The 15,061-nt window shown below is 38.0% G+C and carries 13 protein-coding genes; 11 read left to right on the plus strand and 2 right to left on the minus strand.

The window, feature by feature from the left end:
• The first annotated feature begins 208 nt into the window (after nt 1-208).
• The 4 genes from IGK86_RS04680 (at nt 209) to IGK86_RS04695 (ending at nt 4,596) form a co-directional block, all read left to right on the plus strand.
• Nucleotides 209-1,318: a DUF871 domain-containing protein gene (locus IGK86_RS04680; RefSeq protein WP_016616525.1), complete on the plus strand. Its 1,110-nt coding sequence runs from the start codon at nt 209-211 to the stop codon at nt 1,316-1,318.
• Nucleotides 1,293-2,183, plus strand: coding sequence for an N-acetylmuramic acid 6-phosphate etherase (gene murQ, locus IGK86_RS04685; RefSeq protein WP_002356712.1), 891 nt, complete (start codon nt 1,293-1,295; stop codon nt 2,181-2,183). The genes IGK86_RS04680 and murQ overlap by 26 nt, the downstream gene beginning before the upstream one ends.
• A 22-nt stretch (nt 2,184-2,205) precedes the next feature.
• The gene (locus tag IGK86_RS04690) at nt 2,206-3,660 is read left to right on the plus strand and encodes a PTS transporter subunit EIIC (protein WP_010776007.1); all 1,455 of its coding nucleotides are present in this window, start codon (nt 2,206-2,208) and stop codon (nt 3,658-3,660) included.
• An 87-nt stretch (nt 3,661-3,747) separates the two neighbouring features.
• Nucleotides 3,748-4,596 (plus strand): MurR/RpiR family transcriptional regulator, encoded by an 849-nt coding sequence (locus IGK86_RS04695; RefSeq protein ID WP_002382748.1) that lies wholly within the window; start codon nt 3,748-3,750, stop codon nt 4,594-4,596.
• Nucleotides 4,597-4,645: 49 nt separating this feature from the next.
• On the opposite strand, the gene IGK86_RS04700 is transcribed toward IGK86_RS04695, so the two are convergent.
• Nucleotides 4,646-5,356 (minus strand): histidine phosphatase family protein, encoded by a 711-nt coding sequence (locus tag IGK86_RS04700; protein ID WP_002359733.1) that lies wholly within the window; start codon nt 5,354-5,356, stop codon nt 4,646-4,648.
• Between the two features lie 40 nt (nt 5,357-5,396).
• Complete coding sequence (locus IGK86_RS04705; protein ID WP_002356716.1) at nt 5,397-6,023, minus strand: MBL fold metallo-hydrolase; 627 nt, start codon at nt 6,021-6,023, stop codon at nt 5,397-5,399.
• 219 nt (nt 6,024-6,242) lie between these two features.
• Here IGK86_RS04705 and guaD point away from each other — a divergent pair, with 219 nt between their 5' ends.
• The 7 genes from guaD to IGK86_RS04740 all read left to right on the plus strand — a co-directional run bounded on the left by guaD (nt 6,243) and on the right by IGK86_RS04740 (nt 15,032).
• On the plus strand, nt 6,243-7,628 hold the full coding sequence (gene guaD, locus IGK86_RS04710) for a guanine deaminase (RefSeq protein WP_002388316.1): 1,386 nt from the start codon (nt 6,243-6,245) through the stop codon (nt 7,626-7,628).
• Nucleotides 7,629-7,631: 3 nt separating this feature from the next.
• The gene (locus IGK86_RS04715; protein WP_002359736.1) at nt 7,632-8,963 is read left to right on the plus strand and encodes a nucleobase:cation symporter-2 family protein; all 1,332 of its coding nucleotides are present in this window, start codon (nt 7,632-7,634) and stop codon (nt 8,961-8,963) included.
• A gap of 141 nt (nt 8,964-9,104) precedes the next feature.
• Nucleotides 9,105-10,082, plus strand: coding sequence for a GMP reductase (gene guaC / locus IGK86_RS04720; protein ID WP_002362677.1), 978 nt, complete (start codon nt 9,105-9,107; stop codon nt 10,080-10,082).
• A gap of 161 nt (nt 10,083-10,243) precedes the next feature.
• Complete coding sequence (locus IGK86_RS04725) at nt 10,244-10,576, plus strand: PadR family transcriptional regulator (protein WP_002356722.1); 333 nt, start codon at nt 10,244-10,246, stop codon at nt 10,574-10,576.
• Entirely contained in the window at nt 10,573-11,601 is a 1,029-nt protein-coding gene (locus IGK86_RS04730) for a permease prefix domain 1-containing protein (RefSeq protein ID WP_016616526.1), read from the plus strand. Before IGK86_RS04725 ends, IGK86_RS04730 begins: the two co-directional genes overlap by 4 nt.
• A 134-nt stretch (nt 11,602-11,735) precedes the next feature.
• Entirely contained in the window at nt 11,736-13,187 is a 1,452-nt protein-coding gene (locus IGK86_RS04735; RefSeq protein WP_025193919.1) for a PLP-dependent aminotransferase family protein, read from the plus strand.
• Between the two features lie 120 nt (nt 13,188-13,307).
• A complete protein-coding gene (locus IGK86_RS04740) occupies nt 13,308-15,032 on the plus strand; it encodes a phospho-sugar mutase (protein WP_010707311.1) in 1,725 nt (574 codons plus the stop codon).
• Nucleotides 15,033-15,061 lie beyond the last annotated feature (29 nt).

Below are 15,061 nucleotides of genomic sequence, written 5' to 3' on the forward strand. Positions count from 1 at the left end.
ATCGGAGCAACGCGGAGTGTTGCTTCTGTTCCCGCCGTTTATCAGTTTTTGAGCGTGGAGCAAAAATCCAAAGTGATTTTTGTTCCACGCTCGTTTTTTTTGAACAGAAATAAAATTTTATTTTGGGATTAAAAAATATTTAGAAAAATAGTTGAAATTTTATTTCAAACAAGTTATAATGAAAGCGTATTAGAGAGGAGCTAAAAAGATGTATGGTATTTCAGTTTTTCTTGGTGAAGAGATTACAAACGATACAATTATTTATATCAAAAAGATGAAAGCGCTTGGATTTGATGGTATTTTCACTTCTTTACACATTCCAGAAGATGATACTTCCCTTTACCGCCAACGCTTGACTGATTTAGGGGCAATTGCTAAGGCAGAAAAAATGAAAATTATGGTAGATATTTCAGGTGAAGCGTTAAAAAGAGCGGGTTTTTCTTTCGATGAATTAGAGCCTTTAATCGAGTTGGGCGTAACTGGCCTTCGGATGGACTACGGCATTACGATAGAACAAATGGCTCATGCTTCACATAAGATTGATATAGGATTGAATGCTAGTACCATTACACTGGAAGAAGTGGCTGAGTTAAAGGCTCATCAAGCGGACTTTTCTCGCTTAGAAGCTTGGCATAATTATTATCCAAGACCTGAAACCGGCATTGGAACAACATTTTTTAATGAAAAGAACCGCTGGCTTAAAGAATTAGGCTTACAAGTTTTTACTTTTGTGCCAGGAGATGGGCAAACAAGAGGCCCAATTTTTGCTGGTTTACCAACATTAGAAAAACATCGTGGGCAAAATCCTTTCGCCGCTGCCGTTGGTTTGATGGCTGATCCTTATGTCGATGCTGTTTATATTGGTGATCCTACAATTAGTGAGCGAACCATGGCTCAATTTGGTTATTATCACCAAACCAATCAATTTCTGTTAGAAGTAGCACCTAGCAAGAGCCGCTATTTGAAGCGAATACTTGGGACTCATACCAATCGTTTAGATGCTGCAAGAGATGTTTTGCGAAGTGAATTATCAAGAACGAGTGAAATGTTCAGAAAAGATGAAATTGCAACGATTGAGTCAGAGCAGACTGAAGCACGTCCAGTGGGAACCGTAACGATTGATAATGAAAAATATGGTCGCTATATGGGAGAAATTCAAGTCACACTGGTGGACTTGCCGAAAGATGAAAAAGTCAATACGATTACACAAATTATTGAAAAAGATCAAACGATATTGCCGTTAATCAAGGCAGGCAATCAATTTACGCTAGTCACGGAAGGAACGATAGAGAATGAATTTAGAAAACTTAACAACTGAACGTAGAAATGAAAATACAATGGGCTTAGATGAGATGAGTGTCAAAGAAGCTTTACAAAAAATGAATCAAGAAGACCAAAAAGTTGCAATGGCAGTGGGTCAAGAATTAGCAGCCATTGAACCAGTGGTAGAAGCCATCATCAAAAGCTTCAATCAAGGCGGCCGCTTGATTTACATGGGCGCTGGTACGAGTGGTCGGTTAGGTGTCTTAGATGCAGCCGAATGCGTACCAACTTTTGGCGTCGAGCCAGAGATGGTTCAAGGCCTCATCGCTGGTGGTCAAAAAGCAATGACTGTCGCAGTAGAGGGTGCCGAAGATTCAAAAGAACTAGGTCGTCAAGATTTAGTTGATCTAAAATTATCAGCAAATGACATTGTTGTTGGGATTGCAGCCAGTGGTCGGACGCCTTACGTAATTGGCGGTTTAGAATATGCTACAACGGTGGGAGCAGCTACCGCAACTGTGGCATGTAATAAAAATGCCGAAATTAGTAAATATGCGCAAATGCCGATTGAAGTAGATGCAGGACCTGAATTTTTAACAGGTTCGACTCGCTTGAAATCTGGGACAGCTCAAAAATTAATTTTAAATATGTTATCAACTATTTCCATGATTGGTATTGGGAAAGTCTACAATAACTTAATGGTTGATGTAAAACCAACCAATGAAAAATTAGTGGAGCGTTCCAAACGGATTATTATGGAAGCAACGGGTTGTAGTTATGAAGTTGCCGAACTAAAATTTGTAGAAGCAGAAGAAAATGTGAAGTTAGCAATTGTAATGATTTTAACTGATAGTACTAAAGAAGAAGCAACACAAAAATTAATTGACGGGAATCAATTTATCAAGAATACATTAAATTAAGGAATTAGGAGGGTGTTTTAACATGGCAGAAGAAAGAATTAAACGCATTGCTGATGGGATTTATAAAGAAGTTGGTGGTCAAGAAAACGTGGACAAAGTCATTCATTGTATGACTCGTGTTCGTATGGATATCCGCGATTATGACAAAGTGGATATTGAAGGATTGAAAAAAATTGATGGCGTTATGGGCGTCGTAGAAGATGATACGTTGCAAGTAGTTGTTGGTCCAGGGACTGTTAACAAGGTTGCACAAGAAATGGTAGATCAAGCAGGTGTCAAATTGGGAGAACCATTTAATCATGACACCTCAACTGATGCTTCAGCAGGCAAATCTGGAAAAGATTTAGTAGAAGAAAAAGCCGCTCAAATGAAAGCACAACAAAAAGCGAAACAAAATAACACTTCACCATTTAAAAAAGTATTAAAAGCTATTTCTAGTATCTTTGTTCCGATGATTCCTGCCTTTGTTGGGGCTGGTATTATTGGCGGGATTGCAGCTGTTATGTCTAACTTAGTTGTTGCTGGTGATATTTCAGCTTCATGGCAACAATATATCGATGTCTTAAATATCATTAAAAATGGGATTTTTGCTTATTTAGCTCTTTACACTGGGATTAACAGCGCCAGCGTTTTTGGTGCAACGCCAGCGTTGGGTGGTGTTATTGGGGCAGTCACAATGTTGACAGGAATGAATCCGGATGCTCCAATCAGTAATATTTTCACTGGGGGAACATTATCTGCAGGACAAGGCGGAATTATCGGTGTTATTTTTGCCGTATGGTTATTATCATTGTTAGAAAAACAATTGCATAAAATTGTCCCAGAATCAATTGATATTATCGTAACGCCAACCATTTCACTTTTAGTGATTGGCTTAGCAACTATTTTCTTAATCATGCCTGTAGCCGGAGCTATTTCTAATGGCTTAGTTGGTATTATCAATGTTGTCTTAGAAAAAGGTGGCATGGTTGCTGGCTTTACTCTTGGTTTAACCTTCTTGCCAATGGTAATGTTTGGTTTACATCAAATTTTGACGCCAATCCACATTGAAATGATTAATCAAACAGGGATGACTTTGTTATTACCAATTCTGGCCATGGCTGGTGCGGGACAAGTCGGTGCAGCTTTAGCATTATGGATTCGTTGTAAATCAGATAAAAAATTAGTTGAAATGATTAAAGGTGCCTTGCCAGTTGGGATTTTAGGTATTGGTGAACCATTAATCTACGGAGTTACTTTACCATTAGGACGTCCATTCATTACTGCTTGTATCGGCGGTGGTATTGGTGGTGCAGTAATTGGTGCCTTCGGTAATGTTGGTGCGATTGCTATTGGACCAAGTGGGGTGGCTTTAATTCCATTAATTGCCAACAACCAATGGCTTGCATATGTATTAGGTTTATTGGCTGCTTACGCAGGTGGTTTTGTAGCAACGTTATTCTTTGGGATTCCTAAAGATATGCAAACAACTAAATAATAAATAGAAAAAAGGAGAACTTGGCTTCTCCCTTTTTCTTTGTTAAAATTTAATTGCGTAGGAAATGGTGTATCAGGAGGGGTGTTTATGCAACAAAATATTGTCTTATCTATCCAAGATCGTCTACAACAATTACCAAAATCAGAACGAAAAATCGCAGAATATATTTTAAAAAATACAGAAACAGTTATTTCAATGAATGCGCAAGAGCTAGCGAAACAAGCAGGATCAAGTCCAGCGGCAATTATTCGCTTTTGTCATTCTATGGATGTGAATGGCTTCACAGAGTTGAAACTTTTATTATCTGCAAATCTTGGCCAAATGAAGCAGCAAATGTATACTGAAGTTACTAAAGGGGAATCAACAGCTGATATTAAACAAAAGTTACAGGCGCGCTTTGTTCATGTGGTTGAGCGAAGCGGTCAGACATTAGAGGATGTCGCAGTGAATGAAGCCGTTGATTTGTTGGAAAAAACAGAAGTAATTTTTGTCTATGGGTTGGGCGCCTCTTCGTTGGTTGCTCAAGATATTTATCAAAAGTTTACGCGCTTAGGCCGAACGGTATTTACAACATTGGACCATCATTTATTTGCTTCTATGTTAGGCTCAACAGAAAAGCCTAGTGTTTTTATTGTTATTTCTAATTCTGGAACGAATAAAGAAGCAAGTACTTTAGCTGATTTAGCGAAGCAGCAAGGGATTCCTATTATTAGTATCACACAAGATGAAAAATCAGTGATTGGTGAAAAAAGTGATATCGTCCTCCAAACCTCTAGTGGGGAAGACGTGCCATTGAGAAGTGCGGCTACTGTTTCCTTGGTGGCACAATTGTATGTAGTCGATGTTTTATTTTTTGCTTATGCAGCAAAAAACTATAAGGAAACCTTAGAAAAAATTCAAATTTCAAGAAAAAACGTAGAACGTTTAAAAGAATAAATAAAAAGAGAAGGTTATCTGTCATTTTGACAGATAACCTTCTCTTTTTTTACAACAAACGGCGCTTTTCAGCGATCTTTTTTCCCTTTTCAATATAAGAAATATCATTAATTCCTTGAATGGTAAATGTTCCTTTTTCGTAAGTTAAGGTCGTCACGCTACCATTCTCCAGCGCCATCTGCATAGGCAAACTTGCATCAATTAAGGAAAGTAAAAAGGAAATTGTTAGTCCATGGGAAACCACCATGACTTTGCCGCCACCATTTTTTTCTCGATGATGAGCGATATCTTCGAAACCAGACCAAACACGATCACGGATAACTTCATAAGGCTCCGCCCAGTCAGCCGTATCGGCTTCAATAATAGCATTTGCTAGCTCACGATAGGTAATCTTCGTGGTCATCATGTCCTCATAACTTTTAAAAGCTAAAATGCGTGGCACCACACCCCAAAGTTCACCATCATAGCCACCATCTAAAGAACCAAAACACCACTCACGAATCCGTTTATCGGTTAGGTAAGGAATCTTTTGGTGGTTTTGATGTTCTTGTAAAATAATCTGAGCGGTTTGCATGGCACGACCACTATCACTACTATAGGCTTCCTTAAAGTCTATATCCCTAAGACCTAAGCCTAAATGATAAATGCCTTCTTCTCCTTGTTTGGTTAAGGGGGTATCTGACCAGCCTTGGGTTCGGCCAATCGTATTAAACATCGTTTTTCCGTGACGAATAATATAAAGTGTCGTTGCTTCAGTCATTGCTACTCCTCCTAAGTTTCTTTAAATAGTGAATAAATCTCTAATTAAAAAATGGGTTTGTGGCTTTTTCATGTTGAATGGTTGTGGCATCACCATGGCCTGGATAAACAGGAAATTCTTCTGGTAAAGTGAATAGATAGGTCGTAATGCTGTGTAATAATTGTTGCATATCACCAGTGTGTAAATCGGTACGACCAATACTACCTTTAAACAATGCATCCCCAACAACAACAAAATCATCAAAGACAAAGCTGACGCTACCAATTGAATGACCAGGTGTTGGGACTACGGAAAATTTCATGCCGCCAATTTCATAATCGGTTAGTTTAAATTCATGTTCGGCGGGTTGAACAATAATATTTGCTATATCATCATGTCTGCCTAATCCTGAAAGATTCAAAATAGGATTGGAAAGCCACGCTTGTTCTAATGGACTAACATAAACAGGGATTTGATAATGATGGCGCAATTCTTCTACCGCACCAATATGATCATAGTGAGTATGTGTTAATAAAATAGCGGCTGGTTTCTTCCCTAAACGGGTAATTTCTTGAATTAGTTTTGCTCCTTCTGCACCTGGATCAATAATTAATAATGCTTCTTCATTATAAACAAGATAACAGTTTTCTTGAATAACACCTGTTCTAATTTGTTCGATCTGTATCATCTCAGGACCTCCTAAAGTTCTAACGATTCTCTTCAAGTATACCGAAGAATCTTAAGAATAGAAAGTTTTCTTGTTTATCCAAAGAAAAAATAAATCATTCTTAGAATGTTCGGTTTTTACTTGTTCGAACACGTATTTTTTTAAAAAAAATCACATTTTTATAGTTATTAAGCGAAAGTTTATGTATAATCTTCATGTGATAGTAAGGAGGAGTATTAAATGTTTCATTTTGTAATAAAAGGAACAGGTTTTTCTAGTAAAAATTTGCAAGAGATTAAAGTTTATGAAGAGACACTTTTTTGTATAGATGAGGCCGGAGTAATTCAGGAAATAATTGAACCAGATGCTGAAGCGTATGAAACTGTGCTAGCAGAACAAAAAGAGGCACAACGTTTTCAAGAATTGCCCCAAGATTCTTATCTTTTACCCGGCTTTGTTGATTTACATGTCCATGCACCTCAGTGGGCACAATCAGGGACCGCCTTGGATATTCCATTGTATGAATGGCTGAATACGTACACGTTTCCATTGGAGTCCAAGTTTGCAGATTTAGCATTTGCCCAACAAGTCTATGATGAATTGGTAACCCAATTGTTAGCTAATGGGACAACAACAGCCCTTTATTTTGCAACCATTCATTATGAAGCTAGCCGTCGTTTGGCAGAGATTTGTGCGGAAAAAGGGCAGCGTGGCTTAATTGGTAAAGTTGTAATGGATGATCTTAATGAGAATCCTGAATACTATCGTGATCAAACAACGCAACAAGCATTAGAAGAAACGGAACGGTTTATTCAAGAAATTCAAACATTAGCGCAGCAAACAAAACAAGGCGTATATCCCGTTGTAACTCCGCGTTTCATTCCTAGTTGTACAGAGGAAGCACTTAAAGGATTAGGAGAATTAGCAGCGAAATATCAAGTCCATGTTCAAAGTCATTGTAGTGAGAGTGATTGGGAACATCAATTTGTTCAAGAACGTTTTGGAAAAAATGATGCCCAAGCATTGAATGATTTTGGTTTATTGACAGAAAAAGCAGTGATGGCACATGCAGGCTTTTTAGAAGAAGCAGATATGAATTTATTCCATGAAACAGGGACGGCTGTGGCGCACTGCCCAATCTCTAATGCTTATTTTGGTAATGCAGTAACACCGATTGCAAAATTAGTACATCAACATCAAGTAGAAGTTGGTTTAGGCAGTGATCTTTCAGGTGGTTTTTCACCAAGTCTTTTTGACAATTTAAAGCAAGCGGTTATTTCTTCTAGAATGTTAGAAGATGGCGTCGATGCTACAAAAAAACCAGAAGTACGAGGTGTTAAAACAGCACGGATTACCGTAAATGAAGCGTTTTATTTAGCTACTGCTGGTGGTGGTCAAGCGCTAAGTTTGCCAATTGGGAAATTAGAAAAAGGGTATGCTTGGGATGTTCAAATTATTAATACAAGCTTGTCACAAGCACGAATCCCTAAAAATCCAGGGGAATCATTGCTTGATATTTTCCAAAAAATCTTATATTTAGCACGACCAGAAAATATTCGAGAAGTCTGGGTACAGGGTGAAAAAGTACATGATAAAAATTTAATGTCAGCAACTAAAGGAGTATAAAAAATGAGTGAAAAGAAACAAAATAATCTTCATTTAACAGTGGGGCCAGAAGATTCAGTATCTTTTGGGCAGGCCACTATGTTAGGGATTCAGCATGTCTTAGCAATGGACGTGTACGTCGTACCTGTGATCATTGCTTCAATTATTGGGATTAGCACAGCACAAACGTCTTCTTTAATCCAAGCAACATTCATAGCAGCAGGACTTGCCACGATTATTCAATCTCATTTTTGTATGAGATTACCAGTTGCGCAAGGCCCTTCATTTATTCCAATCGGGGCAATTGCAGGAATTTATTTTGCCAATAACCAACAAGGAAATGGCTGGGGCGCAGTTTTAGGTGCTAGTTTAGTGGGGGCAATTGTTGTTATTATATTAGGATTTACTGGTATCTTTAATCGTTTAATCACTAAATTTGTTCCACCAATTGTGGGAGGAACAATTATTTTTGTGGTGGGTCTTTCGTTAATGCCAGTCGCTTTATCGGATAATATTTACCACGCAAAAGGGGAATTAGGACAAAATATTTTATTAGCATTTATAGCAGCGGGGACGTTGATCTTCTTTGCGCTCTTAGGTTCTGCTTTGAAAAAAGGGCGGATTTTCCGCGTTTCTTCTGTCATTTTGGCATTATTATTTGGGAGCATCGCGGCACAATTATTAGGGGTACTTGATTTATCAGCCGTTAGTGAAGCGGCTTGGTTTAGTTTGCCTCAGTTACCATTAGTTAACTTTTCTTTCCAATTTGATTGGTCAGCCATTGCCACGATGTTAGTTATTTATCTGGTTTTAATGGCGGAAACAACAGGCACTTGGTTTGCTGTGAGTCATGTTGTCGCTGAACCTTTGACCGAAGAAAAAATTAATCGCGGCGTAATTGGTGAAGGCTTAGGTTGCTTAGTTTCTTCATTCATTGGCGGCACGCCAGTAACTAGTTACTCTACAAATGCTGGGATTATTTCAATCACTGGAGTTGCTAGTCGCAAGGTTTTTGTGGCTGCAGGTGCGTGGTTTGTCTTATTTGGCTTATCTGGAAAACTTTCCACCTTGATTTCGGCCATTCCGGCACCAGTTATCGGCGGTGTTTTTGTGGTTGTTTGTGGCATCATTTCTGTAAGTGGAATGAAAGTCATGAGCGATGTAACAATTCATGAAAAAGAGATGTATGTAATTGCCGTTCCGATTATTATGACATTAGCGTTGACATTGTTACCAAAAGAGTTTTTGGAAACTCTACCACAATTTTTACAATATTTATTTAGTTCACCCGTGGCAACTGCCTCAATTGTTGCTATTTTATTGCAGGCCATTTTACCAAACGTTCAAGAAGGGTAAAAAGATTAATTTTCGTTAAAACGCCTTTGACAAGTGGCGGTAAATAGTGTAAATTAACAATGGTGTTTGTAAACACGAACGTTAAATGACCGAATGTTCGGTTTTTACGTTATTTTTGTAAATAACTAGGAGGCAGTAAGTATGAAAGTTTTTGATTATGAAGATGTCCAATTAATTCCCAATAAATGTATCGTGAATAGTCGTTCTGAATGTGATACTACAGTAACTTTAGGAAAACATTCGTTTAAAATGCCTGTCGTTCCAGCGAACATGCAAACAATTATTGATGAAACGATTGCGGAAACCCTTGCTGAAAACGGTTATTTTTATATCATGCATCGGTTTGATGAAGAGGCGCGAGTGCCATTTATTAAAAAAATGCAACAAAAGGGCTTAATCACGTCAATTAGTGTGGGTGTGAAAGAAGGGGAATACGCTTTTGTTGAAACGTTAGCCCGAGAAGGTTTAGTTCCTGACTACGTGACAATTGATATCGCCCATGGTCATTCAAATGCGGTGATTAATATGATTCAACACTTGAAAAAATTTTTACCAGAAACGTTCGTTATTGCGGGCAATGTTGGAACGCCAGAAGCCGTTCGCGAATTAGAAAACGCTGGAGCCGATGCCACCAAAGTGGGGATTGGACCAGGAAAAGTATGTATTACTAAAATTAAGACTGGCTTTGGGACAGGTGGCTGGCAGTTAGCGGCTTTACGTTGGTGTGCCAAAGCTGCTCGGAAACCAATTATTGCAGATGGTGGAATTCGGACCCATGGAGACATTGCAAAATCTGTGCGTTTTGGGGCAACTATGGTCATGATTGGTTCATTATTTGCTGGACATGAAGAATCACCAGGTGAAACAAAAGTGGAAGATGGCGTTGTTTACAAAGAATACTTTGGTAGCGCCTCTGAATTCCAAAAAGGCGAAAAGAAAAACGTTGAAGGCAAAAAAATCTGGTTACGCCATAAAGGGAAGTTGGCAGATACTTTAGTCGAAATGCAACAAGATTTACAATCTTCCATTTCATACGCGGGAGGTCGTGATTTAGAAGCGATTCGTAAAGTTGATTATGTGATTGTAAAAAATTCTATTTTTAATGGTGATACCATTTAACATTCAACTATAGACTGAAAAGAAGACAGCACGTAGTGCAGAAATTAAAACGATTTCTGCATTCCGTGCTTTTTTTACTTTACCTATCGTAGTAATCGTGTTAAGATAATTACAACGACAGACGTAGTACGATAGTTGAAGTACTTGAGGGAGGAATTTATGTGATTGGTAGTGATGCAATTCGAGGATACAACGATACCTTTATTCTCTCAATCTTACAATCCGGCGCTTCATATGGTTATGCGATTTCTAAACGCATTCGTGAAATTTCTAAAGAACAATATTCGATTAAAGAAACGACACTTTATTCTGCTTTTACACGTTTAGAGAAAAATGGCTACATTGAATCATTTCCAGGAGAAGTAACGCATGGCAAAAAGCGGACCTATTATCAAATAACCCATGCAGGAGAGCGTTATTTAGAGGAAAAGTTACTAGAATGGGAAGTAACAAAAGACGTCGTCGAAGCATTTGTAAAGGAGATGGGAAAATGAAAATTATAGAAGAATTTATTGATAGCTTATTTTCAGGCGTTGTTGAAATATCTGAAACAAAACAATTAAAGGCGGACTTATTAGCAAATGCTGAGGATCGTTATGAAGATTTGCTCAGCCAAGGAAAATCGGAAAATGAAGCAATTGGTACAATTATTTCTGAATTTGGTACTATTGATGAATTAATGGAAGAATTGAATTTAGAAAATAAACAAGTGGATGAAACAAACGATTCAATGAACGGTTTGCCAGAAATTTCAGTGGAGGAAGGACTTGACTATTTAGCTGTCCAACGTAAAGGTGCTATTCAAATTGGTCTTGGTGTTGTTGCAATCATGGTGGGTGTTGGCTTGCTGGTTGGTATGCGTGGTGTTCTTTCTAACGGTCTTGGTTTAGTTTGTCTTTTCATAGGTGTGGCAATCGGCGTTCCATTATTTATTGTTGCTGGTAATCGGTTTGTTGCAATGGACAAACAGCTGGGGCAACGATTGATTCCGATTAAGTTAAAAAAAGAAGTTGCACAAAGAGAACAAAGTTTTCAACGATCATTTATTTTTTGTATGGCAGCGGGCGTCGTTTTTTGTATTTTGGGTTTAATCCCAGTTGTTGTCTTTAGTAGTGGCCTTCATCTGATGATGCGCCGTTCCATGCATCAAATGATGGGCGGACAATATTATAATGGAACGATGGGGATTAGTTGGCTCTTCTTTTTAGTATCGGTTGGCGTCTTCTTGTTTATATTTGGTGGAGTAATTAAAGGAAGTTTTAATAAATTGTTGAATGAAACTTATTTTTATTCAGAACATGTTGGTCATCCTGATTTTGCCCCTCAACAAACAAAAACAGAGGAAGGACCTGTGGGAAATCCTGTCGGTACAATTATTGCATCCGTTTATTGGCCCTTAGTTGTGGCACTCTATCTATTTATTAGTTTTGTTTTAGGGGATTGGCGGTTTAGTTGGTTAATCTTTATGTTCGCAGGAATCTTTTATAACACCATCCAAGCATTTTTACACAAACATTGAGACAAACCTGTTAATAGTAAAACAGAAAAGTGGGACATTCGTCAAAACGGCTGTCCCACTTTTCTTGTATTTTTGATTGACAAAAGCATTGAACTGGATTACTTTTAACTCATCCAATTGTTGAGGTGATGGCTATGTGGCAACTTAAAAAAGAACAAAATGTTCCCATTTATCGCAGTATTATGGAAATGATTGTTCAAAAGATTCAAACAGGCGAATTATTACCAGGCGAAAAAATCCCTTCGGAACGTAAACTGGCAGAGTACTTGTCTGTCAATCGTTCAACCGTTGTTCATGCATTAGACGAACTGGTGGACTTAGGCTGGATTGTGCGAAAAAGAGGGAGTGGAACGATTGTCAACGAAGGAAAATGGGGGGTAATGATGACGCCACGAACGGATTGGCATCGTTATTTAGAACAAAATGTGTTCAAACAAGTTCATCCCTTGGTGGCAGAGATTGAGTTACGAGCTAAACAAAATTTGCCGACTGACTTAGATATGTATACAGGCGAGTTGCCGTTAGATTTAATTCCCAGTTTCGATTTTCCAGCATTAAATTGGAAACAATTTTTAAAAGAGGAAGCACAAGATGAATTAGGTTATTTGCCGTTAAGAAAAGAAATCCAAGCCATTACAACAACGGAATATCAGCTTCATTTACCAAGTGAAAGTTTATTGCTTACTTCAGGTGCGCAACAAGCACTTTTTTTAGTTTTACAAGTTTTATTGAGACAAGGAGATAGTGTTGCCGTAGAAGATCCATCTTTCTTCTATGCCTTACCAATTTTCCAAGCTGCTGGTGTGCGCTTATTTGGTGTGCCCATGACAGAGGAAGGGATTGATCTTGAAGCGCTAGAACAAACAATCCGACAACATCGCATCAAAATGGTTATGGTTAATCCTTCCTTTCAAAATCCGACTGGGACAGTGATGCCTTTAAGAAAAAGAGAACAGCTCGTGAAAGTTTGTCAAACGTATCAAGTTCCTATTTTAGAAGATGATGTTTTTGGGCAGCTAAGTTTTATCCCGAAAACAGAAATTCCTCCTTTAAAAAAATTAGATCCAGATAATGTCTTGTATATCGGTTCGTTGTCAAAAATTTTAGGTTCGACCACGAAAATTGGTTGGTTAAGTGCGCCCGCCTCCGTGACGAACCAAATTGCAGAAGCCAGAAAAATGATGGATGTTTCGTTGAGTATTTTTCCGCAGATGCTCGCTAAAATGGCGATTGAAGATCCTTCTTTTTCTGAAAAAATTACGTTATTAAATAAACAAGTGGAACAACGAGCAACAGCTGTATATCAAGTATTTAAATCGTTGCCAGAATGGGAAGTTTCGCCAGTAAAAGGCGGCTTTTATTTATGGGCACATTGGCGTCAAGGGGCACTTAAGCCAGAAGATTGGCAAGTGTTTTTACGAGAAGGTGTTTTGGTAGCACCAAGTGTCGCTTTTAGTGAAAAACGTGGAAGTATTCGCTTGAACTGTTCCCGAATTTCACCAGAAGAAATGCCTCTTTTTTGTGAGCGAATGGTACGGATTACACGACAGCTTTCTGAAAATAGACAAACAAAAATAGAACAGTAAGTAAGATTTTTCTTATAAAAATCATTTGCTGAGAGAAAACGCTACAACTTCCCTTTTCTAAACGAATATCCAATGCTATACTTAAAAAGTAAAAACAAAAAAACAAATGAGGTGTTTTCCATGTCTTGGGAACAAGTTTACCAACAATGGTTAAATGAAGAAAATATTCCAGAAAATTTAAAAAATGAATTAAAGGACTTAAATACAGACCCTGAAAAATGTGAAGATGCATTTTACGCACCATTAGAATTTGGGACTGCCGGGATGCGCGGGATTTTAGGCGCCGGTATTAATCGGATGAATATCTTTACGGTTCGTCAAGCAACAGAAGGACTTGCACGTTTTATGGATACGCAAGATCCTGAAACAAAACGTCGCGGTGTAGCTATTGCCTACGATTCACGTCATATGTCTCCAGAATTTGCAATGGAAGCAGCTAAAACATTAGCTAAACATGATATTCCTTCTTTTGTGTTTGAAAGCTTACGACCAACACCAGAATTATCTTTTGCGGTCCGCTACTTTAAAGCTTTTGCGGGAATCATGATTACGGCTTCTCACAATCCAGCTGCCTATAATGGCTACAAAGTCTATGGTGAAGACGGTGGTCAAATGCCGCCAGCTGATGCAGATGCATTAACTAAATATGTTCGTAGTATCGAAAATCCTTTGAAAATTGATGTCTTATCAGATGAAGAAGTTGCCCACAGCGGTTTAATTAACATTGTTGGTGAAGAAGTCGATAACGCGTATTTGAAAGAAATTAAAACAGTTACGATTAATCAAGAATTAATTAACGAAATGGGTAAAGAATTAAAATTAGTTTACACTCCCTTACATGGAACTGGGAAAATGTTAGGAGAAAAGGCATTAAAACAAGCCGGTTTTGAAAAATTTGTTTTAGTACCTGAGCAAGCCGTTGCTGATCCTGACTTTACTACAGTTAAGTCACCAAACCCTGAAGAACATTCAGCTTTTGAATACGCGATTCGTTTAGGGGAAAAAGAAGGCGCTGATTTATTGATTGCAACAGATCCAGATGCTGATCGTTTAGGTGCCGCTGTGCGGATGCCAAACGGAGACTACCAAGTATTAACAGGAAATCAATTAGGTTCAATTATGATTCATTATATTTTAGAAGCCCATCAACAAGCAGGCACGTTGCCTCAAAATGCTGCGGTTCTAAAATCAATCGTTTCTAGTGAACTTGCTACAGCGATTGCTGAGAAATATAATACGAAGATGTTTAATGTTTTAACAGGTTTCAAATTTATTGCTGAAAAAATTCAACAATACGAAGAAGACCACAGTCAAACGTTTATGTTTGGTTTTGAAGAAAGTTATGGTTACTTAGTGAAACCTTTTGTTCGTGATAAAGATGCGATTCAAGCGTTAGTTTTATTAGCAGAAGTAGCGGCTTTTTATAAAAAACAAGGAAAAACATTATACGATGGCTTACAAGATATCTTTGAAGAATTTGGTTACTTTGAAGAAAAAACTATTTCCGTAACAATGAGCGGAATTGAAGGAAGCGGTAAAATCAAAGCTTTAATGGCAAAATGTCGTGAACAAGCGCCAACTGAGTTTGCCGGGATTCAAGTTGCTCAAACGGAAGATTTTAAAGAATTAACACGCACTTTTGCAGATGGTCAAACAGAACAATTACAAACGCCTCCTTCTGATGTGCTGAAATATCATTTAGAAGATGGCAGTTGGATTGCTATCCGACCATCAGGAACAGAACCAAAAATTAAATTCTATCTAGCGACAAAAGCAAAAAGTAGTTCAGAAGCTTCTGAAAAAATTGCTGCGTTTGAAGCAGTCGTTAATGAATTAACAAAATAAAATAAACGAAACAGGCTGTACGGAAAAAA

Source organism: Enterococcus sp. DIV1206, from assembly GCF_051712485.1.
GTDB classification, from domain to species: Bacteria; Bacillota; Bacilli; order Lactobacillales; family Enterococcaceae; genus Enterococcus; species Enterococcus faecalis.

What these genes read in the sequence shown, in the direction of transcription:
- murQ (WP_002356712.1), top strand. Translation starts at nt 1,293, where the DNA reads ATGAATTTAGAAAACTTAACAACTGAACGTAGAAATGAAAATACAATG.
- IGK86_RS04740 (WP_010707311.1), top strand. Translation starts at nt 13,308, where the DNA reads ATGTCTTGGGAACAAGTTTACCAACAATGGTTAAATGAAGAAAATATT.
- IGK86_RS04735 (WP_025193919.1), top strand. Translation starts at nt 11,736, where the DNA reads ATGTGGCAACTTAAAAAAGAACAAAATGTTCCCATTTATCGCAGTATT.
- IGK86_RS04730 (WP_016616526.1), top strand. Translation starts at nt 10,573, where the DNA reads ATGAAAATTATAGAAGAATTTATTGATAGCTTATTTTCAGGCGTTGTT.
- IGK86_RS04715 (WP_002359736.1), top strand. Translation starts at nt 7,632, where the DNA reads ATGAGTGAAAAGAAACAAAATAATCTTCATTTAACAGTGGGGCCAGAA.
- guaC (WP_002362677.1), top strand. Translation starts at nt 9,105, where the DNA reads ATGAAAGTTTTTGATTATGAAGATGTCCAATTAATTCCCAATAAATGT.
- IGK86_RS04705 (WP_002356716.1), bottom strand. Translation starts at nt 6,023, where the DNA reads ATGATACAGATCGAACAAATTAGAACAGGTGTTATTCAAGAAAACTGT.
- IGK86_RS04700 (WP_002359733.1), bottom strand. Translation starts at nt 5,356, where the DNA reads ATGACTGAAGCAACGACACTTTATATTATTCGTCACGGAAAAACGATG.
- IGK86_RS04690 (WP_010776007.1), top strand. Translation starts at nt 2,206, where the DNA reads ATGGCAGAAGAAAGAATTAAACGCATTGCTGATGGGATTTATAAAGAA.
- IGK86_RS04680 (WP_016616525.1), top strand. Translation starts at nt 209, where the DNA reads ATGTATGGTATTTCAGTTTTTCTTGGTGAAGAGATTACAAACGATACA.
- IGK86_RS04695 (WP_002382748.1), top strand. Translation starts at nt 3,748, where the DNA reads ATGCAACAAAATATTGTCTTATCTATCCAAGATCGTCTACAACAATTA.
- guaD (WP_002388316.1), top strand. Translation starts at nt 6,243, where the DNA reads ATGTTTCATTTTGTAATAAAAGGAACAGGTTTTTCTAGTAAAAATTTG.